At 54.4% G+C, this 26,343-nt stretch carries 23 protein-coding genes; 15 read left to right on the forward strand and 8 right to left on the reverse strand.

The genetic code is table 11. The features are described from left to right. Positions 1–816, reverse strand: a complete 816-nt coding sequence (gene phnC / locus K3729_10000; GenBank protein UWQ97820.1) for a phosphonate ABC transporter ATP-binding protein — start codon at positions 814–816, stop codon at positions 1–3. Between the two features lie 262 nt (positions 817–1,078). Between phnC and K3729_10005 the strand changes: the two genes are divergently transcribed. Beyond that, positions 1,079–1,348 carry a hypothetical protein gene (locus K3729_10005; GenBank protein UWR01008.1) on the forward strand — a complete coding sequence of 90 codons (270 nt, stop codon included), beginning with the start codon at positions 1,079–1,081 and terminating at the stop codon, positions 1,346–1,348. Here the strand turns inward: K3729_10005 and K3729_10010 are convergent. Next, positions 1,345–2,283, reverse strand: a complete 939-nt coding sequence (locus K3729_10010) for an aldo/keto reductase (protein UWQ97821.1) — start codon at positions 2,281–2,283, stop codon at positions 1,345–1,347. The genes K3729_10005 and K3729_10010 overlap by 4 nt on opposite strands. 177 nt (positions 2,284–2,460) lie before the next feature. Between K3729_10010 and K3729_10015 the strand changes: the two genes are divergently transcribed. After that, entirely contained in the window at positions 2,461–2,895 is a 435-nt protein-coding gene (locus K3729_10015) for a hypothetical protein (protein UWQ97822.1), read from the forward strand. Positions 2,896–3,032: 137 nt separating this feature from the next. Next, complete coding sequence (locus K3729_10020) at positions 3,033–5,222, forward strand: NADP-dependent isocitrate dehydrogenase (protein ID UWQ97823.1); 2,190 nt, start codon at positions 3,033–3,035, stop codon at positions 5,220–5,222. A 64-nt stretch (positions 5,223–5,286) separates the two neighbouring features. Here K3729_10020 and K3729_10025 read toward each other — a convergent pair whose 3' ends face one another. Next, complete coding sequence (locus K3729_10025) at positions 5,287–6,420, reverse strand: lytic murein transglycosylase (protein UWQ97824.1); 1,134 nt, start codon at positions 6,418–6,420, stop codon at positions 5,287–5,289. 505 nt (positions 6,421–6,925) lie between these two features. Between K3729_10025 and K3729_10030 the strand changes: the two genes are divergently transcribed. The 3 genes from K3729_10030 to K3729_10040 all read left to right on the forward strand — a co-directional run bounded on the left by K3729_10030 (position 6,926) and on the right by K3729_10040 (position 9,835). Then, on the forward strand, positions 6,926–7,918 hold the full coding sequence (locus K3729_10030; protein ID UWQ97825.1) for a TRAP transporter substrate-binding protein: 993 nt from the start codon (positions 6,926–6,928) through the stop codon (positions 7,916–7,918). Between the two features lie 102 nt (positions 7,919–8,020). Then, positions 8,021–8,551, forward strand: coding sequence for a TRAP transporter small permease (locus K3729_10035; protein ID UWQ97826.1), 531 nt, complete (start codon positions 8,021–8,023; stop codon positions 8,549–8,551). Positions 8,552–8,554: 3 nt separating this feature from the next. Then, positions 8,555–9,835 (forward strand): TRAP transporter large permease, encoded by a 1,281-nt coding sequence (locus tag K3729_10040; protein ID UWQ97827.1) that lies wholly within the window; start codon positions 8,555–8,557, stop codon positions 9,833–9,835. Here K3729_10040 and K3729_10045 read toward each other — a convergent pair. Next, a complete protein-coding gene (locus K3729_10045) occupies positions 9,832–11,253 on the reverse strand; it encodes a short-chain fatty acyl-CoA regulator family protein (protein ID UWQ97828.1) in 1,422 nt (473 codons plus the stop codon). The two genes, K3729_10040 and K3729_10045, sit on opposite strands and share 4 nt — an antisense overlap. A 284-nt stretch (positions 11,254–11,537) precedes the next feature. Between K3729_10045 and K3729_10050 the strand changes: the two genes are divergently transcribed. From K3729_10050 to K3729_10090, 9 genes are all read left to right on the forward strand, one after another. After that, positions 11,538–13,433: a propionyl-CoA synthetase gene (locus K3729_10050; protein ID UWQ97829.1), complete on the forward strand. Its 1,896-nt coding sequence runs from the start codon at positions 11,538–11,540 to the stop codon at positions 13,431–13,433. Positions 13,434–13,480: 47 nt separating this feature from the next. Beyond that, on the forward strand, positions 13,481–15,442 hold the full coding sequence (gene acs, locus K3729_10055; protein ID UWQ97830.1) for an acetate--CoA ligase: 1,962 nt from the start codon (positions 13,481–13,483) through the stop codon (positions 15,440–15,442). A 21-nt stretch (positions 15,443–15,463) separates the two neighbouring features. Continuing rightward, complete coding sequence (locus K3729_10060; GenBank protein UWR01009.1) at positions 15,464–16,204, forward strand: adenylate kinase; 741 nt, start codon at positions 15,464–15,466, stop codon at positions 16,202–16,204. After that, complete coding sequence (locus tag K3729_10065) at positions 16,201–16,461, forward strand: DUF4212 domain-containing protein (protein UWQ97831.1); 261 nt, start codon at positions 16,201–16,203, stop codon at positions 16,459–16,461. The genes K3729_10060 and K3729_10065 overlap by 4 nt, the downstream gene beginning before the upstream one ends. Positions 16,462–16,464: 3 nt before the next feature. Beyond that, on the forward strand, positions 16,465–18,261 hold the full coding sequence (locus K3729_10070) for a cation acetate symporter (GenBank protein ID UWQ97832.1): 1,797 nt from the start codon (positions 16,465–16,467) through the stop codon (positions 18,259–18,261). Between the two features lie 58 nt (positions 18,262–18,319). Continuing rightward, positions 18,320–20,146, forward strand: coding sequence for a CBS domain-containing protein (locus tag K3729_10075; protein UWR01010.1), 1,827 nt, complete (start codon positions 18,320–18,322; stop codon positions 20,144–20,146). A gap of 17 nt (positions 20,147–20,163) precedes the next feature. Continuing rightward, on the forward strand, positions 20,164–20,685 hold the full coding sequence (locus K3729_10080; GenBank protein UWQ97833.1) for a hypothetical protein: 522 nt from the start codon (positions 20,164–20,166) through the stop codon (positions 20,683–20,685). 1 nt (position 20,686) lies between these two features. Continuing rightward, positions 20,687–22,078, forward strand: coding sequence for a 3'-5' exonuclease (locus tag K3729_10085; GenBank protein UWQ97834.1), 1,392 nt, complete (start codon positions 20,687–20,689; stop codon positions 22,076–22,078). An 83-nt stretch (positions 22,079–22,161) separates the two neighbouring features. After that, positions 22,162–22,947: a TIGR00266 family protein gene (locus K3729_10090; protein ID UWQ97835.1), complete on the forward strand. Its 786-nt coding sequence runs from the start codon at positions 22,162–22,164 to the stop codon at positions 22,945–22,947. A 56-nt stretch (positions 22,948–23,003) separates the two neighbouring features. Here the strand turns inward: K3729_10090 and K3729_10095 are convergent, their stop codons facing one another. The 4 genes from K3729_10095 to K3729_10110 form a co-directional block, all read right to left on the reverse strand. Then, a complete protein-coding gene (locus K3729_10095; GenBank protein ID UWQ97836.1) occupies positions 23,004–23,426 on the reverse strand; it encodes a cupin domain-containing protein in 423 nt (140 codons plus the stop codon). Position 23,427: 1 nt separating this feature from the next. After that, on the reverse strand, positions 23,428–24,705 hold the full coding sequence (eno, locus tag K3729_10100) for a phosphopyruvate hydratase (GenBank protein ID UWQ97837.1): 1,278 nt from the start codon (positions 24,703–24,705) through the stop codon (positions 23,428–23,430). Positions 24,706–24,744: 39 nt separating this feature from the next. Then, positions 24,745–25,641 (reverse strand): DMT family transporter, encoded by an 897-nt coding sequence (locus tag K3729_10105; protein ID UWQ97838.1) that lies wholly within the window; start codon positions 25,639–25,641, stop codon positions 24,745–24,747. A gap of 230 nt (positions 25,642–25,871) precedes the next feature. After that, a complete protein-coding gene (locus K3729_10110; protein ID UWQ97839.1) occupies positions 25,872–26,285 on the reverse strand; it encodes a transcriptional repressor in 414 nt (137 codons plus the stop codon). Positions 26,286–26,343: the final 58 nt, after the last annotated feature.

Genomic DNA, 26,343 nt, shown 5'->3' on the forward strand with positions numbered 1-26,343 from the left:
TTAGGCGTAGGCACCCGTTTTGGGGGCCTTTTTGCTGTCCAGTGTTTCAATTTCGGTGGATGTGGCGGCTTCGGAAAAATCCGCGCCTGCGCCGTAGATGTCGCGGGCAACGCCAAAGGTCAGTTGTTCGGGTGTGCCATCGAACACGATCCGGCCGTCCCGCATGCCAATCACACGGTCACAATACCGTCGTGCAGTGTCCAACGTGTGCAAATTCGCAATAACCGTGCGACCGTCTTCTTCGTGGATCGTGCGCAGGGATTGCATGACGATCTGCGCGTTCATGGGATCAAGCGACGCAATCGGTTCATCTGCCAAAATGATCTTGGGATCCTGCATCAATGCCCGTGCAATCGCGACGCGTTGCTGCTGCCCACCAGATAGGGCTTCGGCACGTTTTGGTGCCTGTTCGGCAATCCCTAAGCGATCAAGAATTTCAATTGCGCGGTGGATGTCGGACTGAGGATATAGATTGAATAGGGTCGCGAAAGTGGACCGCTTATTCAACGTTCCGTGCAAGACGTTTGATACGACGTCCATGCGCGGCACCAAATTGAACTGTTGGAAAATCATGGCACAACGTGACTGCCAATCCCGCTTGGCGGCCCCGCGCAATCCGGTGATGTCTTCACCTTCGAAAGTGATCGTGCCTTCGGTTGCGTCATTCAACCGATTGACCATTCGCAACAGTGTCGATTTGCCAGCACCAGAGCGGCCGATGATCCCGATCATAGCCGGTTTTTCAACGGTTATACTGGCCGCATGAACGGCCGTCTTGTCGCCGAAACGCTTTGTTAGTGCATCTATAGTTAGCATATCGCCCCCATGTTTGGGCGATGGATATGGATGGTAGACGACAGCGACGTGACGGTTCTGATTCAAGTTCTTGAAGCTTTCGAAACAGAATCATGACAGAAAATCAGTCCATGTCTGGGAGGTTGCAAAGTTCCCGCTTGGAAGGGACGGCGGCGAATATCCCTCGTTGCAGACGATTTTATGCAAATAGTTTCATAAAACCGTTACATTTTGATGCATGTCTGGTTATCCTTTCGGTATGTCCAAACACTTTTTCTACTTATTGTGCTTGATTGCGACATTACCGGGCATTGCGCAGGCGAACTTTTCCGACCTGACTTGCGATGACAGCGCGCGCTTGAACGAAACCTTGACTGATGTGATGGGGGCCGAACGTCAGGGGCAAGGCTTACGGGGACCGGAAACGGTTCTTGAGGTCTGGGTCACGGCGGGGACGGGCGATTTCATGGTTGTTCAAACCTACGCCAATGGCACGTCGTGCATTGTCGCACTTGGCGAACATTGGGAAGCCACAGATAATAACCCGGCTTAAGGCGTTGTTTCTTCCAATCGGTCTGTCGCTGGGGCAGGGCGAAGCGACAACGCTTCTATTCGTGCATAAAGCTGCGGGGTCATAAGCACGTTTTGTGCCGCCAAGGATGCATTCAACTGCGTCGCGTTCCGCGCACTGATGATCGGGGCTGTCACCGAAGGATGATATGCAGCCCACGCCACGGCAAGCGTTGCCGGATCAACGTTTATCTCGGCTGCAAGGTCAGTAAGCGCGTCGGCTGTGCGTTGCATCCACGATTGGCCATAGCGGGCTGCGTAGCGTTGATCCGTCGAAAGCCGGCCCGTGACTTCGGCACTGTACTTCCCAGTCAACAGACCTGCCCCGAGTGGAGAGTAGGATGCCACAGCGATGTTCTCTGACATCGCCATGGGGAACAGTTCGACCTCTGCTTGTCGTTTCACCAACGAATACATTGGCTGGATGATATCAATTCTAACGCCAAAACGCTCGGCTGCCGCTTGCGCCTTCATAACCTGCCACGCTGCAAAGTTCGACACGCCGATATAACGGATCAAGCCGGATTGTTGCAGCTTGGCGAGCGCATCAAACGTTTCATCCAATGCTGTCTGCGGATCCCAGCGGTGCAAATATAGAATATCCACGACATCCATTTTCAGACGTGAACGGCTTTCATCAAACTGTGTCAGGATGTTTTCTGAACTGCTCCCTCCGGTATATGCGGCCTTTGTAGCTACGATAATTTCATCGCGTTCACGACCAACGAATTCCCCCAGCATGCGTTCAGATGCACCGCTTGTGTATGTGTGTGCAGTATCAAAAAAATTGACCTGCCGCGCACGGCATAGATCAAACATTTCGTGACTGACGGTTTTGTCGGCAGTCCCGCCAAACTGCATGCAACCAAAACACATTCCAGATGCGTCGTTCCCGCTGATTGTCTGCAATTTGGTCATCTGGGGTGCCTTTTTTAGATCGCTACTAGGCGGCGATACCCGAGAATGGAAAGAGATTTGTGACACGTTTCTCAATCGCGCCGGATAAGCGAAACGGAAGCGTCTTTTCATGACAACGCCCATTATCTTTCTGCAATTGATAGCGTATGGACAGGTAACACAAACGGAGAATGCATCATGTCCGCGACACAAAGCTTACCTGAACTTATTGGCACGGCGCAGGAAAAGGCCAAAGACGCAGCGGGCGACGCATTGGCGCTTGAAGCGATTGCCGTGGATACGTTCGGTGCGTTTGAGGCGCGGATGCAGTATCATTTCCGCCGTGGCCCGTTTTCACGGAAGTTGAAGTCCGCGTTGATTGAGGCGGGTGAGGCGGATCTGGCAGAACGGGTTTACCAGTATTATCTGGCAGTAAACGTGATCAAACACGGAAAAGGAGCCAGCCACCGTGAATTGCTTGCGATGTCTGATCCGAAGTTTCCGACCCGCAAAGCGCCCGAGGATTACGTGCCAGGCGACGGTCAACCGGCGTTGGTTGATGTGACCGTTCCAGGTTTCTTTGACGGGATGGCGGAAGCGGTCCTTGCAGCGCAGGCCTTCCTCGAAGGCTAATGTTTCGGGCCTAAAGCCCTGCGTGTGGCCAAAAGACGCGCATTTTGGCTCAGAATTGTTTCGATATACCATGGTATACAATGGACGTCGCAGGTTGCATCCGCTAAGGACAGGCAAATTCAATCGCGAGGGTTACCATGACCGATATCATTTACACCAAAGTTGACGAAGCGCCGGAACTGGCCTCTGCGTCCTTCCTGCCGATCATCCAGAAATTCGCAGCAGCCGCTGGCGTGTCTGTGGGCACCAAGGACATCTCACTGGCTGGTCGTATCCTTGCGACATTCCCTGAGCACCTGAAAGCCGATCAGCAGCAGTCTGACGATCTGGCCGAACTGGGCCGTTTGGTGAAGACGGCGGAAGCCAACGTGATCAAGCTGCCGAACATCTCTGCATCTGTGCCGCAATTGGTTGCCGCTGTGAAAGAACTGCAATCCCAAGGCTACGCGCTGCCGGATTATCCAGAAGCTCCCGCGACTGACGAAGAAAAAGCGATCCGCGCAAAATACGACGGGATCAAAGGCTCTGCCGTGAACCCTGTGTTGCGCGAAGGGAATTCGGATCGTCGCGCTGCCAAAGCAGTGAAATCTTTCGCTCAGAACAATCCACACCGGATGGGTGAATGGAATGCGGACAGCAAGACGAAGGTTTCGTCTATGTCTGGTGGCGACTTCTTCTCGAACGAAGTGTCTGCGACGCTTGCCAAAGAAGCGACTGCAAAGATCGTTCTGGAAACTGCTAATGGCGAAACTGTTCTGAAAGAAGGCGTGTCCTATCCCGCAGGCACAGTGGTTGACGCGACATTCATGTCGGCGGCGGCATTGCAGTCTTTCTTGGCTGAACAAATCGAACAGACAAAGGCTGAAGGCACATTGTTCTCGCTTCACATGAAAGCGACGATGATGAAGGTTTCCGACCCAATCATCTTTGGTCACGCGGTAAAGGCATTCTTGGCACCTGTGTTTGAAAAGCACGGTGCTGCGATGGCTGATCTGGGCGTGAACCCGAACTCTGGTTTGGGTGACCTTCTGGCACGTGTTGAAGGCAACGCCGACATCATGGCGGATATCGAAGCCTGCATGGCGGCGCGTCCGCCGATGTACATGGTTGATTCCGACAAAGGCATCACCAACCTGCATGTTTCATCCGACGTGATCATCGACGCATCCATGCCTGCGCTGATCCGCGCTGGTGGTAAGGGCTGGGGCCCTGATGGGAAAGAAGCAGATTCAAACTGTGTGATCCCTGACAATTCATATGCGCCGGTTTACGATGAGAGCATCAAGTTCTTCAAAGAAAACGGTAAATTGAACCCTGCCACTGCGGGCACAGTGCAGAACATCGGTCTGATGGCGCAAAAAGCCGAAGAATATGGTTCACACCCAACCACATTCGAAATGCCAGAAGCAGGCACCGTGAAGATGATCCTCGACGATGGCACAGTGCTGCACCGGCACACTGTTGAGGCCAACGACATCTGGCGGTCTGCCTCTGCGCGTAAAGCCCCGATTGAAGATTGGGTGAACCTCGCGATTGATCGCCAGAAGGCCGAAGGCTGCCGTGCGATTTTCTGGCTCGATGCCGATCGGGCGCATGACGCGGAACTGATCGCTTATGTGAAGCCGATCTTGGAAGCCAAAGGCGTGGCCGACAAGTTTGAAATCATGGCCCCACGCGAAGCCACACGTGCGTCGCTTGAGACGATCACCAAAGGCGAAAACACGATTGCCATCACTGGTAACGTGCTGCGTGACTATCTGACTGACTTGTTCCCGATCTTGGAACTGGCGACATCTGCGAAGATGTTGTCCATCGTGAAACTGATGCAGGGCGGTGGTCTGTTTGAAACGGGTGCAGGTGGTTCTGCGCCAAAGCACGTGCAGCAATTGGTTGAAGAAAACCACTTGCGGTGGGATTCACTAGGTGAATTCTGTGCGTTGGGTGAAAGCCTGCAATTCCTCGCAGACGCACGCGGCAACGAAAAAGCCCGCGTTCTGGGCCAAGCCGTTGATACTGCCACGCAAGGCATCCTCGACAACAGCCGTTCCCCATCGCGTAAAGTGGGTGAGCCGGACAACCGCGACAGCCACTACTGGTTTGCGCGTTATTGGGCCGAAGCCTTGGCCGCACAGTCAGACGATGCAGAATTGGCTGCGCATTTTGCCCCAATCGCCGAAGCACTGGTTGCTGGCGAAGCAGCTATTGTGTCCGAACTGGCAGCCGCACAAGGCAGCGCCGTTGATCTGGGTGGCTACTACCACGGTGATGCGGCGAAAACCGCTGCTGTGATGCGCCCATCGGCAACGTTGAACGCGATCATCGGCTAAGGTCGGGTCTAGAGATAGAAAAAGCCCCGCGCATCAAACGATGTGCGGGGCTTTTTTGTATGGGCTAGCGTAGGGCGGCGAGAACAGTGCGATCTGCGATGCCCGTGACGGGTAAACCTTCGCGCCGTTGAAAATCGCTGACGGCAGAGCGGGTTTGTCCGCCAATGACGCCATCGGCAGGACCGACATCATAGCCACGTTGAGCGAGGGCGCGTTGCACGGTTTGACGGTCTGCTTTCGTCAGGCCGTTCTCATCCGGTGGGAAGGTGCCGCGCAGAGGACCAGCGCCGCCGAGGCGGTCAGCCAGATGCCCGATTCCAATCGCGTAGAAATCGGAATTATTATAGGTTTTCAAAACGTTGAAGTTGCGCGTTACAGTGAATGTCACACCACCCGCTTGGGGCTGGAGATTGCGACCGGCCGGACCACCGGTGCCTGCCTCTGATCCCCATTTCAATCCGCTGCGCCATCCGTTGCGCGACAGATAAGCGGCGGTCGAGGCAAGCGAATCTGTGGGGTCATCCGTCCAGATGTCGCGCTTTCCATCGCCCGTGAAGTCCACGGCGAAAGACTGATACGACGTCGGAATGAATTGCGTGTGGCCCATCGCGCCAGCCCAACTGCCGATCATTTGATCGGGCGTCGTATCGCCGCGCTCAAGGATTTGCAAAGCCGCAATCAGTTGCTTTTCGTAGAAAGCACCACGGCGGCCGTCGAAGGCCAGCGTCGCTGTCGCTGACACCACTGGAATATCACCACGACGTTCACCAAACAGGCTTTCCATGCCCCAGATTGCGGCGACGATATTGCGGTCCACGCCATAACGCTGCTCGACTGCGGCGAGGGTGGTAGCATGTCGGGCGATGGCGACGCGCCCCTTTGACATGCGTTCATCTGAGGTGGCAATGGAAAGGTAATCCTCCAAGGTCCGGCGCGTTTGGATCTGGTTGCCGTCGCGCGTCACGACGCCGGGGATGAAGCCTGCATTCGCGAATGCGCGATCAAAGGTCGTGGAAGAAATGCCTGCAGCAAGGGCGCGTGGTTTGAAACGTGCGACCCATGCGGAGAAGGCAGGTGTTTGCACGGGGATCAGGTCAGGTGCGGTCGATGCTGTCCTTGGGGACTGCGCAGTGCTGGCGCAACCTGCCAGACTGAAACTACCCAAAACCGATAAAAATAGCCGTCTATTCAAAATCATTTAACGCCGCCTAGCTCAGTACGTGGATCACCTTGTCACACGTTGACCGTGCAACAATCACTGGGAGGCATCAAGCAAGTTTGCCGTGAACAGGCGGAAAGCGGGGCATGTGAAATTTGACGTGCTCGGGCGGTGAATTGGCTTTGCGATCTTGCCTTATGGGCGATAGGTTGTTTGCAGTAATCACCTTTGAATTGTGTTGCTTGATCCAGATGGTAACGTTGATCGTACTTAGTCTCATTTATTCGCCGTAGCGTTTCACGCAAAAAAGTACTTATTCGCAGTGGCTTGCTGTTCACTTTCCTCTGGCAGTTGCGGTCGACCACAACTGTTAGCGCTACCAATTCGTTGACAGGTGCAGGGTGTGTTAATACTAGTATACCAATTGATCTGGGAATGCTGCCGCTTGTCGGTGTCAGTGAACTTGGGTCGAGAATGTGTGTGTGCTTTAGGACATGGGAGTGTCGTCAGGCCGCGCTATAAAACGATCGGGAGGGATCGCACTATGCTACATTTTAATTTCCGGACAACTGTAACGTCAGTTGCACTCGCAGGCGCTGTTGCCGTTGCTGGTACTGCCGCCACTGCTGCTGAACTGCGCGGCTGGAACATTCACGTCGAAGATTACCCTGTGTCTATCGCTATGGAATCATTCATGGCTGAAGTCGCTGAAAAGACTGGCGGCGAAGTGACAGGCCAGATTTACCATAACGGTGTTTTGGGCAGCCAGCCTGACGCAATTGAACAGATCCGTCTTGGCGTGATCGACTTTGGTGAATTCAGCCTTGGGCCGATGGGTCAGTCTATTCCTGAGACGAACGTTGTTTCCTTGCCATTCATCTTCCCATCCATCCCTAAGATGTATGAACTGATGGACGGCGAAGTTGGCGAAGCTATCGGCGCTGGCATGATCGAAAAAGGTATCGTCCCACTTGGTTGGTACGACGCTGGTGCACGGTCATTCTACAACTCTGTTCGTCCAATCAACACGCCAGCAGACGTTGAAGGTCTGAAGGTACGTGTAATGTCAAACGACCTGTTCGTGGGCATGGTTGAATCAATGTCCGGTAACGCGACACCAATGGCATTTGGCGAAGTGTACCAGTCAATCAAAACTGGTGTTGTGGACGGTGCGGAAAACAACCCGCCATCATACGAATCCACAAACCACTTTGAAGTGGCGCAGTACTATTCTTTGACTGAGCACCTGATCATTCCAGAATGCCTGTGCATGAGCCTGAAGACTTGGGAAAAGATGACACCAGAGCAGCAGGAAATCCTGAAAGCAGCTGGTCAAGCATCTGCCGAATTGCAGCGTGAACTGTGGCAGGCCCGTGAAGCGGCTTCCATGGAAATCGTTCAGGCTGGTGGTACAACCGTGAACACAATCGCTGACAAAGCACCATTCCAAGAAGCAATGGCGCCAGTCTACGAGCAGTTCTTGGCTGATAACCCTGATCTGTCTGATCTGGTGAACCTGATCCGCAACGCGGAATAAGCGAGCCACTTAAGATCGAAGGTCCGCCTCTTGTGTGGCGGGCCTTCTTGTCACTGCGGCCCTTCGTTGGGTAGCCTGACACAAGATAACAGGGGGCCCGAAATGACGAGCCAATCACACAAATTCGTCAAGCTCGAGGCCGCCTTAGAAGCGATCCGCGCAGCTTGTATCTTTGCTGCATCGATTGCTTTGGTGATCCTTGTTGCGACATTCGGCTGGTTGGTTTTTGGCCGCTATGTTCTGAACGTCACGCCAACTTGGGTTGAACAGCTAGCGTTGCTGTTGATCTGCTACATCGCATTCCTAGGTGCCGCTGCCGGTATCCGCGAAAATTTTCATCTGGGTGTGAATCTGTTTCGTGATTTGATGCCGCGCGTCGTTCAAAAAGTTCTGATTGTTGCGATTGATTTCGCGCTCGCCATCTTTGGCGGTGTGATGCTGGTTGCTGGTGTTACCTTGATGCAGTTCGGCTGGGATACGCTCTTGCCGATGCTGGATATTCCCGAAAGTTTCCGCACGCTGGCGATTACGTCTTGCGGTGCGTTGATCCTTCTATTTGCGGGCGCACGTGGTGTGCTGCGCGTACTGACATTTTCCGACTGGCAACCTGTCGTCGAAGAGCTGGAAATCTAAATTATGGGCCTCTTAATTCTTCTGCTGGTCTTCGGCATTCTTGTCGTCGTGGGTATGCCTGTCGCTTTTGCGATGGGGATTGCTGCAGCTTCGGCCTTTTGGTTTGAAGGCTTCCCAATGTTAATCACCTTCCAGCGCGCGACGGCTGGTGTTTCGGTCTTTTCACTGCTCGCTATCCCGTTCTTCGTCTTTGCGGGTGAGATCATGCTGCATGGCGGGATTGCCAAACGATTGGTCAAGCTTGCCGCGGCTTTGGTCGGCCACCTGAAGGGTGGTTTGGCGATGGTGAACATCTTCTCATCCATGCTGTTTGGCGGAATTTCTGGGTCTGCTGTAGCCGATATTTCAGCGCTTGGATCTTTGTTGATCCCCGTGATGAAAGAACGCGGTTATCGTCCTGATTTCGCCGTGAACGTTACGGTCACGTCATCCATTGCCGGAATCGTCATTCCACCGAGCCACAACATGATTATCTTCGCGGTGGCCGCAGGGGGCGGTATTTCGATCTCCAAACTCTTCCTCGCGGGCGTAGTGCCGGGTATCTTGATGTGTCTCAGCCTTGCTGTTGCCGCTTACATTCTGTCGGTCAAACACAAGTATCCCGCGGAACCTTTTCCGGGTTGGGCGGAAGTCGGTCGCGCAGCCGCAGATGCAATTCCTGGTTTCATCACAGCTGTAATCATCGTTGGTGGTACGTTGTCTGGTGTGTTCACAGTGACCGAATCCGGTGCGTTTGGTGCGCTTTACGCATTGCTGCTGACGAAGTTCTACTACCGTTCGCTGAGCTGGGACGCCTTTGTGCTAGCTGTAACCGGCGCCGTACGAACCACGTCGATGGTGATGATCTTGATCGCTTTTGCGTCGTCGTTTGCCTACCTGTTGGCGCTGTACCAAGTCCCAACAAAGCTGAGCGACTTGCTTGTGTCGATCTCGGACAACCCGATCGTCATCTTGCTGATGATCAACATCATCCTGCTGATCTTGGGCATGATCATGGACATGGCAGCGTTGATCTTGATCTGTACGCCGATCTTCTTGCCGATCGCCAAGGGCTTGGGCATGGACCCGACGCAATTCGGTATCATGATGTTGGTGAACCTTGGTCTGGGCCTGTGTACGCCACCTGTCGGAACTTGTCTGTTCGTCGGCTGTGCGGTGGGTAAGATCAAGATTGAACAAGCGCTCAAGTCGATCTGGCCGTTCTACATCGCCATCCTGGCCGCGCTCATCTTGGTCACATATGTGCCAGCCGTGTCGCTTTGGTTGCCGTCGTTGCTGGGCTAAGCAATCTTGAACGGCACGCTGCCACGCGTGTTGTGATCCACCTTGATGTCTTTACCAATTGGGGGGACCGACCTGTGGAAACAGTCGGTCCTTTCGCATATCCGGCAGCTTGTCCCGATGGGGTCAAAGTTTGACGCATCTGTTGTGCCCATGTCGTCCGCATAAACCACGTGGCCCGCATGTTTGATCTCGCAGCCTAGGCCAATCGCGTATTTACGCACTGGCGATTTGAAACCAGCCACGCGTTTTGTTTGTACAAAGGCGAGCGATAGATACTGCAAACCGTCAGGTGTCACGGCCAGTTGTCGCAGAATTTCGCCGGGGGACTGAAATGCGTGATGAACGTTCCAGAGCGGGCAGCCACCGCCAAATCTCGTGAATTGAAGCGTTGTGGCGCTGTGCCGCTTGGTGATGTTGCCCGCTTGATCGATTCGCAGAAAGTAGAACGGGATGCCTTTTTCACCGGGGCGTTGCAGCATGCTGAGACGATGGCAGACCTGTTCAACACTCGCGTCAAATTGGAAGGCCAATTTTTCAACGTCGTGCCGTTGATCTTTAGCCGCTTGGGCGAATTCCGAATATGGTAGCACCACCGCACCAGCAAAGTAGTTGGCAAAGGTCATCCGGCATACTTCGCGGGCGACATCGGTGTGGAAGCCCGCATCGTCCAGAAGATGTTCGATCAGGTTGCCTTGTTCAAGCAGACCTACTTGGTAGGCCAGTTGAAACAAATTCGTGGCCATTGTTGATGCTGCATTGAGGTAGATGGTTTTCGTCGCCGGATCATAGGTGCGGACCGTGCCAGAGCTTGGTTTGTCTTTGCGCATCACAACGCGAACATCGTGCTTCTGACGCAGGTAATCGGCGATATCAGTGTGGCGGCCTGCATCAGAATGCGGCAGCGAGGTCGCAAAACTTTCGGCGGCGCGATCCAAGCCGTCGATGTAGTTGTCGTTGTAGTGAAAATAGTCGCGGACTTCTTCGTAGGGCAGGGGCGCCAGTGAAGCTTCGCGGTCTTTGAGCGCATTGTCGACTTCGCCCAGCTGTTCGCGCGACTTTTGGAACATCCGGTAAAGGTCCAGAAACGCTTTCGTCACATTTGGGGCGTTCGTTGCTGCAACTTTTATTTCCTGTGTCAGCACTTTGTTGTCACTGAAAATCGGGTCGGTCAGGACTTCTTGCAAATCGACTGATACCTTTCCCGCACCATCCAATGCGAGTTCCGATAGGTCGAAGTTGAACGTATCGACAAGCGCGAGAATGACAGAGCCTGACAGGGCACGCTGGTTATTTTCTATTTGATTTAAATAGCTTGTCGAAATTCCGATTTGCTGGGCAAATTCAGCCTGCGTCAAATTCAGTCCCTGTCGCAAAAGGCGAATGCGGGCACCGGCGAAGATTTTTCGGGACGCGGTCATGGTTTTACACTTTTTCGCATTTTGCAGTCTTCAAGTTGCTATTTGTTGCATCTTAACACGTTCAGCCCTTTGGAAAAAGCCGATTTACCATAATCACCTGACCTTACGGAACGTCGATTCTAAAGTCTGCGCGGACCGTGGAGGAAACCATCAATTTGGGAACCTGGGAGGGTTCGGTACCAGTTTGAAATCCTTACATTTGCGGGGCTACTGGTGTGTTGCCAGACATGTGCCGCCAATCGCAGCATGGGGTCGTACGCTTCCAATTTGGGAGGGGATACACCATGGCGACTTACGCGGACATTTATGCAAACTGGCAGGCAGATCCTGAAGCTTTTTGGGCGAATGCAGCGACCGACATTAACTGGATCAAAGCACCGGACGTGATTTTGGATACGGCCAATGCGCCGATGACCACGTGGTTTTCGGACGCGGTCTGCAACACGTGTTATAACGCGGTTGATCGGCACGTAGCTGCTGGCCGTGGTGATCAGACTGCGATCATCCATGACAGCCCTGTGACGGATAGCCAGACCAAGATTACTTACGCCGACCTATTGGACCGCGTGTCCCGCGTCGCAGGTGTCTTAGCGGCAAAAGGAATCGAGAAGGGTGATCGCGTTGTCATCTATATGCCGATGATCCCAGAAGCGTTGGTCGCGATGTTGGCATGCGCGCGGATCGGTGCGGTGCATTCGGTCGTGTTTGGTGGGTTTGCCGCACACGAATTGGCGGTCCGGATTGATGACGCAACGCCCAAGGCAATTCTGGCGGCATCTTGTGGCATCGAAGGACAGAAGGTTATTCCTTACAAGCCGCTTTTGGATGGCGCGATTGCCCGTGCTGACCACAAGCCGGACTTTACTTTGGTCCTGCAGCGCCCACAGGCCGAAGCGGAAATGGTCGGCGGGTTTGATTTCGATTGGACAGCCGAGGCGGCAATCGCAGCGCATGCACCGTGTACGCCCGTCCGGGGCGCTGATCCGCTTTACATCCTTTATACCTCTGGGACGACAGGTCAGCCTAAAGGCGTTGTGCGCCACAACGCAGGGCACATGGTCGCGCTGAACTGGACGATGAAGAACATCTACAATGTCGACGCGGGAGACGTCTTTTGGGCCGCGTCTGACGTTGGCTGGGTCGTGGGCCACAGCTACATTTGCTATGGCCCTCTGTTGGCCGGTTGCACGACTGTCATTTTCGAAGGCAAGCCAATCGGGACACCGGACGCAGGTACGTTCTGGCGGGTGATTGAAGAACATGACGTTAAGGTTCTGTTCACTGCACCAACTGCTTTACGTGCGATTAAGCGCGAAGACCCGAACGCGGAATATTTGGACAAATATGACCTGAGCTGTTTGCAATCGCTTTTCCTTGCTGGCGAACGCGCTGATCCGGACACAATCGGCTGGGCGCAAAAGCATCTGGAAAAACCGATTATTGACCATTGGTGGCAAACCGAAACGGGCTGGGCTATCGCCGCAAATCCGCTCGGTATCGAAGAACTGGCCATCAAGCCCGGATCACCCGCTGTGCCAATGCCGGGCTATCAGGTCGATATTTTGGATGAAGGGGGCAATCCGGTCGCGGCAGGAGAGTTGGGTGCAATTGCCATCAAACTGCCATTGCCGCCGGGTGCATTACCGACGCTTTGGAATGCGGAAGACCGCTATAAGTCCGCGTATCTGCAAACCTTTCCGGGTTACTACGAAACAGGTGATGCGGGGATCAAAGACGACGACGGCTACCTTTATATCATGGCCCGCACGGATGACGTGATCAACGTCGCAGGGCACCGTTTATCGACGGGCGCGATGGAAGAAGTGCTGTCCAATCACCCCGATGTCGCTGAGTGCGCTGTGATCGGGATCGGTGATGCGCTGAAAGGGCAGGCCCCGCTGGGATTAGTGTGTCTGAACAACGGCACGGATCGGTCCGAAGAAGAGATCGCAAAAGAATGTGTGGCCCTTGTACGTCAAGAGATCGGACCGGTCGCAGCGTTCAAACGCTGCATCGTCATCGACGCTTTGCCCAAGACGCGTTCCGGCAAAGTGTTACGCGGCACAATGGTTTCCATCGCTGACAGCAAGCCGTGGAACTTGCCGGCCACAATTGATGACCCTGCCACGCTTGATGCCATTGCCGCACGGATCGCCGGGATAGGGGAAACCCTGTCCTAGGCCGCTGAGCGCTTTCAATACTTAGACACCATCAAAGGAAATTTCAGATGACCGTAGATGCGAAACTCAAAACCTATGCACCAAGCGCGGACATGATCGCAGGTGCACATATCAACGAAGCAAAATACGACGAAATGTATGCCGCGTCGCTTGCTGACCCAGATGCGTTCTGGGGTGAGCAGGGCAAACGGATCGATTGGATCAAGCCCTACACGACCGTGAAAGACGTCGATTTCGATCTCGGGAATGTGCATATCAACTGGTATGCCGATGCGACGCTGAATGTGTCCGCCAACTGTATTGACCGCCACCTTGCAACACGCGGTGATCAGACAGCGATCATTTTTGAACCGGACGATCCTGCCGAAGACGCCCAGCACATTACCTACAAGGCGCTGCATGAGTCCGTTTGCCGCATGGCGAATGTTCTAGCTGATCAAGGTGTGGGCAAAGGCGACCGTGTTGTCATTTATCTACCCATGATTCCAGAAGCCGCCTACGCGATGCTGGCCTGCGCCCGTCTGGGTGCGATCCATTCCATCGTATTCGCAGGCTTTTCGCCCGACGCTTTGGCGGCCCGCGTAAATGGATCGGACGCAAAAGTCGTAATCACGGCTGATTACGCGCCACGCGGTGGGCGTCAAACGCCGCTGAAGTCCAACGCTGATGAAGCGCTACTGCATTGCAAAGACACAGTGAAATGTTTGGTCGTGAAGCGGACAGGTGGCCAGACCACTTGGATTGAAGGGCGCGACTTGGACTACGGCGCCTTGGCCGCTGCTGCGGCACCGACGTGCGAGCCAGTCGAAGTGAGCGCAGAAGATCCGCTGTTCATTCTGTACACATCTGGATCGACCGGCCAGCCCAAAGGTGTGGTGCACAGTTCTGGCGGATATCTTGTTTATGCCGCGATGACGCAGGAACTGGTCTTCGATTACCACGAAGGCGACGTATACTGGTGTACGGCTGATGTGGGTTGGGTCACGGGTCACAGCTATATTGTCTACGGTCCGCTAGCGAATGGCGCGACGACTGTGATGTTCGAAGGTGTGCCAACCTATCCAGACGCCAGTCGTTTTTGGCAGGTCGTTGAGAAGCATAAGGTGGCCCAGTTTTACACAGCGCCAACCGCAATCCGCGCTCTGATGGCGAAGGGCCCAGAGTTTGTTGAAAAATGTGATCTCAGCAGCCTGAAGGTTCTTGGCACAGTTGGTGAACCGATCAATCCAGAAGCGTGGAACTGGTACAATGACGTTGTTGGCGGTGGCAAACTGCCGATTGTTGATACGTGGTGGCAAACTGAAACCGGTGGTCATTTGCTAACACCATTGCCCGGTGCCCATGCACTCAAACCCGGCTCTGCGATGAAGCCTTTCTTCGGTATCGAGCCTGTGGTGCTGGAGCCAACAACAGGCGAAGAAATTCACGACACGGCGTGCGAAGGCGTTTTGTGCCTCAAGGGCAGCTGGCCCGGCCAGATGCGCACCGTTTGGGGTGATCATGATCGGTTCGAAAAGACGTATTTTTCGGATTACCACGGCTATTATTTCACGGGTGATGGCTGTCGTCGCGATGAAGATGGCGACTATTGGATCACGGGCCGCGTCGACGATGTGATCAACGTATCGGGCCACCGGATGGGGACGGCGGAAGTGGAAAGCGCCTTGGTCGCCCACCGTAAAGTGGCTGAAGCGGCTGTTGTCGGATACCCGCACGAAATCAAAGGGCAGGGCATCTATTGCTATGTCACTTTGATGAATGGCGAGGAGCCAACCGAGGAACTGCGCAAGGAATTGCGTACGTGGGTCCGTACGGAAATCGGCCCCATTGCAGCGCCTGATTTGATCCAATGGGCGCCCGGTCTTCCTAAGACGCGCTCAGGTAAAATCATGCGCCGGATTCTACGCAAAATTGCCGAAGACGACTTTGGTGCCTTGGGCGACACGTCAACGTTGGCCGACCCATCCGTGGTCGACGATCTCATTGAAAACAGAATGAACAAGGGGTGAAAGATGCCTGAGAATAGCGAAATGCCGAGACGCAGTAAAATGCCGGTCTTGATCCTTCTTGGACCACCTGGTGCGGGCAAGGGGACTCAAGCCAAACGTCTCGAAGACAAGTTCGGGTTGGTTCAATTATCGACGGGCGATTTGTTGCGCCAAGCTGTCGCCAACGGCACGGACGCTGGCAAAACTGCCAAATCCGTCATGGAAGCAGGGGGGTTGGTCAGCGATGACATCGTGCTGAACATCTTGCGTGACCGCTTGGGCGATCCTGATTGTTCTGCCGGTGTGATCCTTGACGGATTTCCGCGTACAATCCCGCAAGCCGAAGCTTTGTCAGCCCTTTTGAAAGCAAAAGGCGCGCAAGTGGATGCGGCGATCAGCCTTGAAGTCGAAGACGAGGCCATGATCGCCCGCATTTCCGGTCGCTATACCTGTGGTGGATGCGGTGAGGGCTATCACGAATCCTTCAAGCAGCCTGCAACAGAGGGTCAATGTGACCAGTGCGGCAGCCATGACTTCCGTCGCCGTGCGGATGACAATGCGGATACAGTCCGCAACCGTCTTGTAGCGTATCACGCCGAAACCGCCCCTTTGATCGCATTTTACGAGGCCGAAGGGTCTTTGCAGACGTTGGACGCCATGGGCGAAATCGACGCAATTACCGACGCGTTACGCAAAATTATCCGACCGATCGTCATCGACGTCCGCGGCGTCAAAGGCATTTCGGCGTGCTCAAAATCATCTCAATTGGAGGAAACACAATGAGTGAACGACCGGAACCAAGCGCATATTGGTCTGCCAATCTGCGCATCATTATCATCAGCCTAATCATATGGGCTGTCGTCTCATTCGGGTTTGGCATTTTGCTACGCCCCATGCTGTCAGGTATCGAAGTCGGCGGCACCGACCTTGGGTTCTGGTTTGCCCAGCAGGGGTCGATCATCGTCTTTCTTGGTCTGATCTTTTTCTACGCATGGCGCATGAACAAGCTCGACCGTGAATTTGGCGTGGAAGAGGATTAACCCATGGACCAGTTTACACTGAACCTGCTGTTTGTGGGCGCGTCATTTGCGCTTTACATCGGCATCGCGATTTGGGCCCGTGCCGGGTCTACGTCTGAATTTTACGCAGCCGGTCGGGGTGTTCACCCTGTCACGAACGGCATGGCGACGGCGGCTGACTGGATGTCTGCGGCGTCGTTTATTTCTATGGCGGGCCTGATTGCCTTTACAGGCTACGACAACTCGTCCTTCCTGATGGGCTGGACCGGTGGTTACGTTCTGCTAGCTTTGTTGCTGGCACCTTACCTGCGCAAGTTTGGTAAATTCACCGTATCCGAATTCATCGGGGACCGTTTCTATTCACCGACAGCGCGTTTGGTCGCGGTGATCTGTCTGATCGTGGCATCCACGACATACGTGATCGGTCAGATGACTGGTGTCGGCGTGGCCTTTGGCCGGTTCTTGGAAATTTCCAACACATCCGGTTTGCTGATTGGTGCCTGCATCGTGTTCGCATACGCGGTATTTGGCGGCATGAAGGGGGTGACTTACACCCAAGTGGCGCAATACGTCGTGTTGATCCTCGCCTACACCATTCCCGCTGTGTTTATTTCCTTGCAGCTGACTGGCACGCCAATTCCTGCGATTGGTCTGTTCTCAGAGGTCTCAACAGGCGGCGAAAGCAGCGTTTATCTTCTGCAAAAGCTTGACCAGATCGTCACGGACCTTGGTTTCGCGAGCTATACCGAAGCCCACAAAGACAACCTGAACATGGTCTTGTTCACGCTGTCGCTGATGATCGGTACAGCTGGTTTACCACACGTGATTATGCGCTTCTTCACGGTGCCAAAAGTGTCTGACGCGCGTTGGTCGGCTGGTTGGGCGCTTGTATTTATCGCACTTCTCTACCTCACAGCGCCTGCTGTTGGTGCGATGGCGCGTTTGAACATCACAAACCTGATGTGGCCAAACGGCACGGATGGCGATGCTGTATCCGTTCAAATGATCGCTGAAGACGAGCGTTACGACTGGATGGAAACGTGGCAGAAAACCGGTCTTTTGGACTGGGAAGACAAGAATGGCGACGGCCAAATTCAGTACTACAACGACCAGTCTGATGCGATGGCCGAAAAGGCTGCGGCAAACGGTTGGGAAGGTAACGAGTTGACAAAGTTCAACCGCGATATTCTGGTTCTGGCGAACCCTGAAATTGCGAACCTTCCGGGTTGGGTGATCGGTCTTGTGGCCGCAGGTGGTCTTGCAGCTGCGCTGTCTACAGCGGCGGGTCTGCTTTTGGCGATCTCGTCTGCTGTGTCTCACGATCTGCTCAAAGGTCAGTTGACGCCAAACATGTCTGAGAAGGCAGAATTGATGTCAGCACGTATCGCGATGGCTGTGGCTATTGCGGTGGCGACGATCCTTGGTCTGAACCCACCGGGGTTTGCGGCGCAAACAGTTGCGTTGGCTTTTGGTCTGGCAGCGGCGTCGATCTTCCCCGCATTGATGATGGGGATCTTCTCTAAGCGTGTGAACAACGTGGGCGCTGTGTCTGGCATGTTGGCCGGTCTGGGTTTCACGCTTGTGTATATCTTCTTGCACAAAGGATGGTTGTTCATCGCAGGCACAAATTCGTTCCCTGATACGGTCGATGGATCATTGTTCGGTATCCAATCTACCGCGATTGGTGCGGTTGGTGCGATCATCAACTTTGCAGTTGCATACGCTGTATCCATGGCAACCAAAGACACGCCGCAAGAGATCAAAGACTTGGTCGAAAGCGTGCGTATTCCAGCAGGTGCTGGCGGTGCAGTAGACCACTAAACGATTTGGGCTGGCGCCTAATCAGGTGCCAGCCTGACCTTAATCAAGGGAACGCATGATGATCGACATTGACACATCTATTCTGTCGTATCTGCACCCCTACGACGTGTTGTCGGCGGACACGCGTACACAGATTTTAGACCAAAGCGAATGGGTGGATGTCCCAGCAGGACGCCCAATATACGCGATTGGTGATACTCTGACTGGCCTGTATATCATCGCTGATGGTCAAGTGACTGTCACCGATGCCAATGATGCCCCCATTTCGTTGCTTGGTCGGGAAAATTCGTTTGGTGAACGTGGTTTGCTGCAGGATGGATCCGCAGTCACGCAGGCCATTGCTGAAACTGATTGCCGTCTGCTTGTTGTTCCGTCTGCGGTTTTTCATGATCTTCTAAGGCGTGAACCAGACTTTGCGCGGTTTTATCAGCGTACCGGGCGTTCCGCGGGAGCGGCGACTGGTCATAGTGGCACATTAGCGGCTGCGCGTGTTGATGCCTTGATGGTGAAAAAACCCGTCAGTTGTTCGCCTGCCACAACAATCCAAGATGCTGCCCGCTTGATGAGCGATGCCAAAATTTCTTGCCTTTGCATCGTGGAGGGTGACATGTTGAAAGGCATTGTGACCCTACGGGATGTCGTTGGCAAAGTTGTCGCGCACGATATCAGTCGGACGTCGTCAGTCGCATCGATTATGACAGAAGCGCCGCGTGTTCTGTCACCATCTGCAATCGGGTCCGACGTCTTGCATTTGATGATGGAACATCGCTTGGGTCATTTGCCAGTTGTTTCAGAAGAGCGCTTAGTCGGGATCGTGACCCAGACGGATTTGATCCGCTATCAAGCGTCAAACACCGCCAGTTTTGTTGGGCAAGTCGCAGGTGCCACTTCAGTTCCTGACCTCGCCGCCATAACGGCGCGTATTCCGCAGTTGTTGGTGCAGCTTGTCGCAAGCGGCCAACGCCACGACACAGTGACACGGATGATAACCGACATTGCAGATGTGGTGACACGTCGGTTGATCCGTATGGGGGAAGACGCCCTTGGTGTCGCACCCGGACGCTATGTGTGGCTTGCCTGTGGATCACAAGGACGCCAAGAACAAACAGGCGTGTCAGACCAAGACAATTGTCTGATTTACGAAGACGGGCTGGGTACGGACGGCAGGGATTATTTTGGTCAACTTGCGCGGTTTGTATCCGATGGTTTGAATGCCTGTGGATACGTGTATTGCCCGGGTGACATGATGGCGACCAACCCGCGGTGGTGTCAGCCAGCTTCGGTTTGGGCGTCATACTTTCAAGGCTGGATCGCGTCACCGGGCAAAGAGGCGCAAATGCTGGCGTCTGTGATGTTCGATTTGCGGGTAATTGGCGGCGACGACGCCCTGTTTGACGGATTACACGCTGAAACACAGCGGCATGCAGCAGAAAATTCGATCTTTACGGCGCATATGGCCAGTAATGCACTGACACATGGGACCCCGTTAGGGCTTTTGCGCGGGCTATCTACGATCCGCGCAGGAGAGCATCGCGATACCATTGATATGAAATTGAATGGGGTCGTCCCAGTGGTCGATCTGGGGCGGATGTATGCGTTGCAGGGACGGTTCAAGGCGCTCAATACCCGCGCGCGGATCGAATCCGCGCTTGAAGGTGGTATCATTAGTAAAAGCGGTGGGCATGATTTGCTTGATGCTTACGATTTGATTGCCCAGACACGATTGGACCATCAAGCACGCCTAATCAAACAGGGCAAATCGCCTGACAATTTCTTACCACCTGCGACCCTGTCGGGGTTCGAACGCAGTCACTTGCGGGATGCGTTTGTGGTGATCAAAACGATGCAATCTGCGCTCATGCAAGGCCGCGGAACGCTGGCTTGACGCAATAGGAGGACGCTATGTTTTTTGAACTGATCGGTACGATCTTGGCGGGTGTTGCTGCGGCCTTGTTGGTCTGGGCGATCAATCGCACATTGAAGGGACGTTTGCCATCGTGGCTGATGCCGGTCGCGGCAGGCGGGGCTATGCTGTTGGCGACGATCACCAGCGAATACGGCTGGTTCGCGCGGACTCAAGCCAGTCTGCCCGCTGGTTTTATCGTGGCTGAGACCGTTGAAGACAAACAGTTCTATCGCCCTTGGACTTACGCAAAACCATTTGTCAGCCGCTTTGTCGCAGTGGACCAAGCGGGCGCAAAAACGCATCCCGCACATCCGGAACAGCGGATCGTTGATTTGGTGTTTTATGGCCGCTGGACGCGGACGGCGAAAATTCCCGTCCTGTTTGACTGCGCGGCAGGCAATCGAGCAGATCTGGTTGACGGTGTTGAATTCGACGATGATGGCGCCGTTTCCGATGCAGATTGGCGACCCATGGCAGCAGATGCGCCCGTTTTGCTAGCGGCCTGCGCGCCCGCATAACATGACACATTTGAGTTTACGGATCAGGGTGTTCTTGATGTTCTGCGGCTACGCATTTGCTGCCATCTGCGTGGTTGCGTTTGGGTTATGGATCGGGTGGCGGCAGGTTGAAGATGGCGACACCATTTCAGGGTTCGTCACGAGCGGGATGGTCGCCGGGTTTGGTATTCTAGGACTGTCCGCAGGCGTTTGGCTGTTATTTGACGATCACGTCAGCAAACCGATTGAGGCAATCGCGGCAAGTCTGCGTGTTAAAACACATACCGGTGGCAATGCGACGTTCGACAGTGGGACGGCGCAGTATCTGGGCGATCTTGGGCCAGCTGTTGTGGCCGCGCAAAATGCGTTGGATGAAGTGTTGAACGGCGGGGCAATGACAGCGCAGTCGGAAGTGGCTTTGCTAAGGGCGCAGCGCGACCAGCTCGTGACGATCCTGTCAGACATTCCGATTGCCACGCTGCTGATCAGTGCTGACCATCAGATCGTTCTGTATGACGGCCAAGCGGCCAGCTTAATGGAACGTGTGGGAGCCGCGAAACTTAAGACGTCAGTGTTTGACTACCTTGCTGCGGATCAGATCACGGGTGCCTTGGCCCAGTTAAAGACATGTCCTGATGACCGCAGCGAAATCGCGGTTCAAGGACATTGCGGTGAAACCTATCACGGCTACATCCGCATGTTTGGAGAAGGCCGAGGGTACACCTTGATGTTAGAACCGCACGCCTTGGCGCCAGCGCGACCGATGACGTATGACTTTGATCTTCTGCGTTCGGAAAAGTCGACCCATTTGGATAGTACGCCACTGTCTGACCTCGTTTTTGTTGTGTTTGATACTGAAACGACTGGCCTCGATCCGCAAAAGGACGACGTCGTTCAACTTGGTGCCGTGCGCATCGTGAATGCAAAGATTGTTGACGGTGAAGTCTTGGAAACCTTGGTCAATCCGGGACGTTTGATCCCGTCGCGATCTACGGACGTGCATGGCATTACAGATGCGATGGTTTCAGATGCACCAGATTTCGCACAGGTGTGTGATGCCTTTCATCGCTTTTCGCAGGGTGCTGTTCTCGTCGCGCATAACGCCCCGTTTGATATGGCTTTTTTGGACCGCGGCGCGAAGGTCGGGGATATTACATTCGATAATCCAGTCCTTGATACTGTGCTTCTTTCAGCGGTCACTTTTGGCGGGGCAGCGATCCATACGCTAGATGCAATTTGTGACCGTCTGGATATCACGATCCCCGCTAATTTGCGTCACACAGCAATGGGTGACGCCGTGGCGACGGGCCGTGCGTTTCTTGCGATGCTCAAGATTTTGGAAGGGCGTGGTTTGACGACGTTTGGCGCACTGCATGCAGAAACTGCGAAACACCGCCGGATTCTGAAAGGATAAAACCGAAGGTCGGGAAAACCGGATGTTGTCGTTACAGCATGTCGCGGCATAGTCTGGTGGTAGATTTATTCAGGAGATTTAGAATGCGGTGCCATGAAGTAGATTATGAAGTTTTCGGCGACGATATGCAGATTGTAGAGGTCGAACTTGACCCGCAAGAGGTCGTCATCGCCGAAGCTGGGGCGATGAATTACATGGAAGACGGAATCGGTTTTGAAACCCGCATGGGCGACGGATCGCGGCCATCCGGCGGCATCATGGATTCGCTGTTGAACGTTGGCAAACGCGTTCTGACCGGTGAATCGATTTTCATGACCCATTTCACAAACAACGGGCAGGGCAAAAAGCGGGTCGCGTTTGCAGCACCGTATCCGGGTAAGATCATTCCTGTGAACATGGCTGAATTGGGTGGGGAACTGATCTGTCAGAAAGATGCATTTCTTTGCGCGGCTTTTGGGACATCTACAGATATTGCGTTTCAGAAAAAGCTCGGCGCAGGTTTTTTTGGTGGTGAAGGTTTCATTCTTCAACGGCTCAATGGTGATGGCATGGCGTTCATTCATGTGGGCGGCACGGTCATTAAGCGGGATCTAAAACCCGGCGAGGTGATGCGCGTGGACACGGGCTGTCTTGCTGCGATGACGGGTGGTGTGGATTACGACATCGAACGCGCGGGAAACCTGAAGTCGATGGTGTTTGGTGGAGAAGGGATTTTCCTTGCGACGTTGCGCGGACCGGGCACGGTTTATCTCCAAAGCTTGCCGTTCTCGCGATTGGCTGATCGGATCATGCGCGCGGCAGGGCCGGGTGGAAGCAAAGGTGAAGGGTCTATCCTTGGTGGTTTAGGCGATATGTTTGGCGATCGGTAATTGGCGTCTTGGGGCGCTGCCCCAAACCCCGAGATATTTGAAACCAAAAGAAGGGGCTAACCGCGCGGGATGTCGAAGTCCGGCGCGGCGAGGTGAAAACCGTCGAAACTGAAGCCCGGTGAAACGGTGCAACTGACCAACGTGTAGTCGCCCGTGGTGCGGGCGGCTTGCCAATGGCCTTTCGGAACGATGCCCTGCGGTTGGTCACCGTTCAGAACATCGGGGCCAAGACGGATATCGCGGGCGGGGCCTGCATCGGTTTCGGAGATCGACAGGATCAGCGGTGCGCCTGCGTGGTAGAACCAGATTTCAGTGGCATCGACGGTGTGCCAGTGGCTGGAGCCGCCGTCTTTCAATAGGAAATAGATCGCAGTGCCAACAGGACGGCCATCATTGTCGGCAATCCACGTCTGGCGGTAGAACCCGCCCTCCGGATGGGGGGCGAGGTTCAGTTTTTGGATGATCGCATCGGCGGTCATATCAGCCTTTCAGGATAGAACGGCCTGCGTAAACCGCAGTTTCGCCCAGCATTTCCTCGATGCGGATCAGCTGGTTGTATTTTGCCAGACGGTCAGAACGGGACAGGGAGCCGGTTTTGATTTGGCCACAGTTTGTCGCAACAGCCAGATCGGCAATTGTTGCGTCTTCTGTTTCGCCGGACCGGTGCGACATTACGTTGGTGAATTGTGCGCGGTGCGCCATATCGACCGCCTGAAGTGTTTCGGTCAACGTCCCGATTTGGTTCACTTTAACCAGCATGGAGTTCGCAGACCCCTTAGCAATCCCGTCAGCCAAACGCGCTGGGTTTGTCACAAACAGATCGTCGCCAACCAGTTGCACCTTGTCGCCGATTTTATCGGTCAGAGCTTTCCAGCCATCCCAATCGTCTTCGTCCATGCCATCTTCGATGGAAATGATCGGGTAGTCGTTGACCAATTGCGCGAGGTATTCGGCGTTTTCCTCTGACGTCAGGGATTTGCCTTCGCCCTTGAGTTCATATTTGCCGTCTTTGAAGTATTCCGTCGCTGCGCAGTCCAATGCGAGATAGACGTCTTCGCCTGCTTTATAGCCTGCTTTTTCGATTGACGTCATAATGAAATCAAGCGCTTCACGGGTTGATCCGATGTTTGGCGCAAACCCGCCTTCGTCGCCGATACCCGTGTTGTGGCCAGCTGCTGTCAGTTCTTTCTTCAGCGTGTGGAAGATTTCAGAGCCCATGCGCACGGCTTCACGGATGTTGGTCGCGGAGACCGGCATGATCATGAATTCTTGGATGTCGATCGGGTTGTCCGCGTGTTCGCCACCGTTGATGATGTTCATCATTGGTACGGGCAGGGTGCGCGCGGATGTGCCGCCGATGTAGCGGAACAACGGCTGTTCTGTGTAGTCAGCAGCGGCTTTGGCGACTGCCATGGACACACCAAGGATTGCGTTTGCACCAAGGCGGGCTTTGTTTGGTGTGCCGTCAAGTTCGATCATCGCCATGTCGATGCCGACTTGTTCTGTCGCGTCGAAACCAAGGATGGCTTCGGCGATTTCACCGTTCACGGCCGCGACGGCTTCCAGCACGCCTTTGCCCATGTAACGACCTTTGTCGCCATCGCGTTTTTCAACTGCCTCGTGCGCACCGGTGGATGCGCCTGATGGCACAGCAGCGCGGCCCATTGTGCCGTCTTCAAGTGTCACGTCGACTTCGACAGTTGGGTTGCCCCGGCTGTCAAGAATTTCGCGGGCGTGGATGTCGATAATGGTGCTCATGGGAGGCTCCTAAGGTCGGCTGTGTTAGCGTTAGCGGTTCTATAGCGCGGTTGGGTCAGAAGGTGAAGCGTGGCGGAGCTTTGCCTCGCGCCACAGGGTATAAATGCCGGATGCTACGATGATGAATGCACCCAGCAGGGTCAGGCGGTCAGGACTTTCTTGGAAAGCGAAAACACCGATGACCAGTGCAAAGACCAGGCGTGAATACCGGAACGGAGCGATGATCGACATTTCCCCGATCCGGGTGGCGGCCACAATGGCGTAGTAGGCGGCCACACCAATGAAGACGGCCGCAATCAGGCGGAAGGTGTCGACTGTTCCGGGCATCGACCAGCTTGATCCGGTGACGCCAAATGCCAGTAACAACAGTCCCGTAAAGATGGACACGACAAAAGCATAAAAGGCGATGACACGTGATGAAATCGTCGCCTTGATCCGGCGTGTCGCAAGGTCACGTCCGGCAAGGCCGATCACGCCCATCACAGCGAGCAACGATTTTGGGTCAAAAGCGTCCATGCCCGGACGGATAATCAATAAGACGCCAAACAGGCCAATGCCGATAGCAAGCCACCGACGCCATCCAACGGCTTCACCAAGAAACAAGGCGGCCCCGAGCGTCACAACCAAAGGTGTGGCTTGCAGGATCGCGGATGCTGTTGAAATAGGGGTGAGCGCGATGGCGGCAACAAAACCAAGGGTGCCGAACATTTCGAACCCGTTGCGCAGCATCAAAGTGGGGTTCAACATATCGGGGGACCACAGTCTATCACCGTAGGATTTAGCGATAAATGCGAAGATGATCGCACCGCCGATGCCCAAAACCGTGATCACCTGACCAACGGCAAGGCCCGCTGCCATCTGTTTGATCAACATGTCTTCGACAGCGAAGCCGAACATGGCCAAGACCATCAGCATCGCACCGCGAAAATTGTCCATGTGGGTGATCCTCAAGGTTGTCCTGACCCTGCGTTACATGGCGGGAGGCGGAAACAAAAGGGTCTGGATTCCCTGCCTTGATGAATGCCTGTCTTCATCCAATTCTAGGAGGATAAAATTGTGCATCATCTGGGGATTTGAAATGCGATTTTGTCTATTTGTGATGGGGTGGGCGTCGGTGACTGCACTGGCGAGTAAAGTCGCGGCAGCGCCAGTGGCCACGGTATTGATTACGGTTTTTTGACAGGCACACCATAAAGTTCCAGACGGTGACCCATCAGGCGATATCCGAGCTTTGCAGCAATTTTTTCCTGTAAGGCTTCGATGTCGGGGTCGACAAATTCAATCACTTCACCTGAATGCATGTCGATCAAATGATCATGGTGTTCGCGGTCGGCAGTTTCGTACCGCGCACGCCCGTCACCGAATTCGTGCTTTTCAAGGATGCCGGATTCCTCAAGCAGTTTGACCGTGCGGTACACGGTGGCCAACGATATATTCGGATCGGCCAGAACAGCACGGTTATACAGTTCTTCAACATCAGGATGATCGTCTGCGGCTTCGAGAACTGTCGCGATGGTCCGGCGTTGTTCGGTCATACGCAGGCCTTTGGCTTCGCATTTTTGCAATATTCCGCTGCTCATCACTGGCCCTTTCCGTTGGTGCCGCCCCTTTAGACTGTGCCGGCTGATCTGGCTAGTC

The sequence above is a fragment of the Rhodobacteraceae bacterium S2214 genome, assembly GCA_025141675.1.
Taxonomy (GTDB): domain Bacteria; phylum Pseudomonadota; class Alphaproteobacteria; order Rhodobacterales; family Rhodobacteraceae; genus Yoonia.

What these genes read in the sequence shown, in the direction of transcription:
- K3729_10030 (UWQ97825.1), top strand. Translation starts at nt 6,926, where the DNA reads ATGCTACATTTTAATTTCCGGACAACTGTAACGTCAGTTGCACTCGCA.
- K3729_10080 (UWQ97833.1), top strand. Translation starts at nt 20,164, where the DNA reads ATGTTTTTTGAACTGATCGGTACGATCTTGGCGGGTGTTGCTGCGGCC.
- K3729_10090 (UWQ97835.1), top strand. Translation starts at nt 22,162, where the DNA reads ATGCGGTGCCATGAAGTAGATTATGAAGTTTTCGGCGACGATATGCAG.
- K3729_10065 (UWQ97831.1), top strand. Translation starts at nt 16,201, where the DNA reads ATGAGTGAACGACCGGAACCAAGCGCATATTGGTCTGCCAATCTGCGC.
- acs (UWQ97830.1), top strand. Translation starts at nt 13,481, where the DNA reads ATGACCGTAGATGCGAAACTCAAAACCTATGCACCAAGCGCGGACATG.
- K3729_10045 (UWQ97828.1), bottom strand. Translation starts at nt 11,253, where the DNA reads ATGACCGCGTCCCGAAAAATCTTCGCCGGTGCCCGCATTCGCCTTTTG.
- K3729_10085 (UWQ97834.1), top strand. Translation starts at nt 20,687, where the DNA reads ATGACACATTTGAGTTTACGGATCAGGGTGTTCTTGATGTTCTGCGGC.
- K3729_10070 (UWQ97832.1), top strand. Translation starts at nt 16,465, where the DNA reads ATGGACCAGTTTACACTGAACCTGCTGTTTGTGGGCGCGTCATTTGCG.
- K3729_10060 (UWR01009.1), top strand. Translation starts at nt 15,464, where the DNA reads ATGCCGAGACGCAGTAAAATGCCGGTCTTGATCCTTCTTGGACCACCT.
- K3729_10035 (UWQ97826.1), top strand. Translation starts at nt 8,021, where the DNA reads ATGACGAGCCAATCACACAAATTCGTCAAGCTCGAGGCCGCCTTAGAA.
- K3729_10025 (UWQ97824.1), bottom strand. Translation starts at nt 6,420, where the DNA reads ATGATTTTGAATAGACGGCTATTTTTATCGGTTTTGGGTAGTTTCAGT.
- K3729_10020 (UWQ97823.1), top strand. Translation starts at nt 3,033, where the DNA reads ATGACCGATATCATTTACACCAAAGTTGACGAAGCGCCGGAACTGGCC.
- K3729_10095 (UWQ97836.1), bottom strand. Translation starts at nt 23,426, where the DNA reads ATGACCGCCGATGCGATCATCCAAAAACTGAACCTCGCCCCCCATCCG.
- K3729_10105 (UWQ97838.1), bottom strand. Translation starts at nt 25,641, where the DNA reads ATGGACAATTTTCGCGGTGCGATGCTGATGGTCTTGGCCATGTTCGGC.
- eno (UWQ97837.1), bottom strand. Translation starts at nt 24,705, where the DNA reads ATGAGCACCATTATCGACATCCACGCCCGCGAAATTCTTGACAGCCGG.
- K3729_10015 (UWQ97822.1), top strand. Translation starts at nt 2,461, where the DNA reads ATGTCCGCGACACAAAGCTTACCTGAACTTATTGGCACGGCGCAGGAA.
- phnC (UWQ97820.1), bottom strand. Translation starts at nt 816, where the DNA reads ATGCTAACTATAGATGCACTAACAAAGCGTTTCGGCGACAAGACGGCC.
- K3729_10110 (UWQ97839.1), bottom strand. Translation starts at nt 26,285, where the DNA reads ATGAGCAGCGGAATATTGCAAAAATGCGAAGCCAAAGGCCTGCGTATG.
- K3729_10010 (UWQ97821.1), bottom strand. Translation starts at nt 2,283, where the DNA reads ATGACCAAATTGCAGACAATCAGCGGGAACGACGCATCTGGAATGTGT.
- K3729_10075 (UWR01010.1), top strand. Translation starts at nt 18,320, where the DNA reads ATGATCGACATTGACACATCTATTCTGTCGTATCTGCACCCCTACGAC.
- K3729_10040 (UWQ97827.1), top strand. Translation starts at nt 8,555, where the DNA reads ATGGGCCTCTTAATTCTTCTGCTGGTCTTCGGCATTCTTGTCGTCGTG.
- K3729_10050 (UWQ97829.1), top strand. Translation starts at nt 11,538, where the DNA reads ATGGCGACTTACGCGGACATTTATGCAAACTGGCAGGCAGATCCTGAA.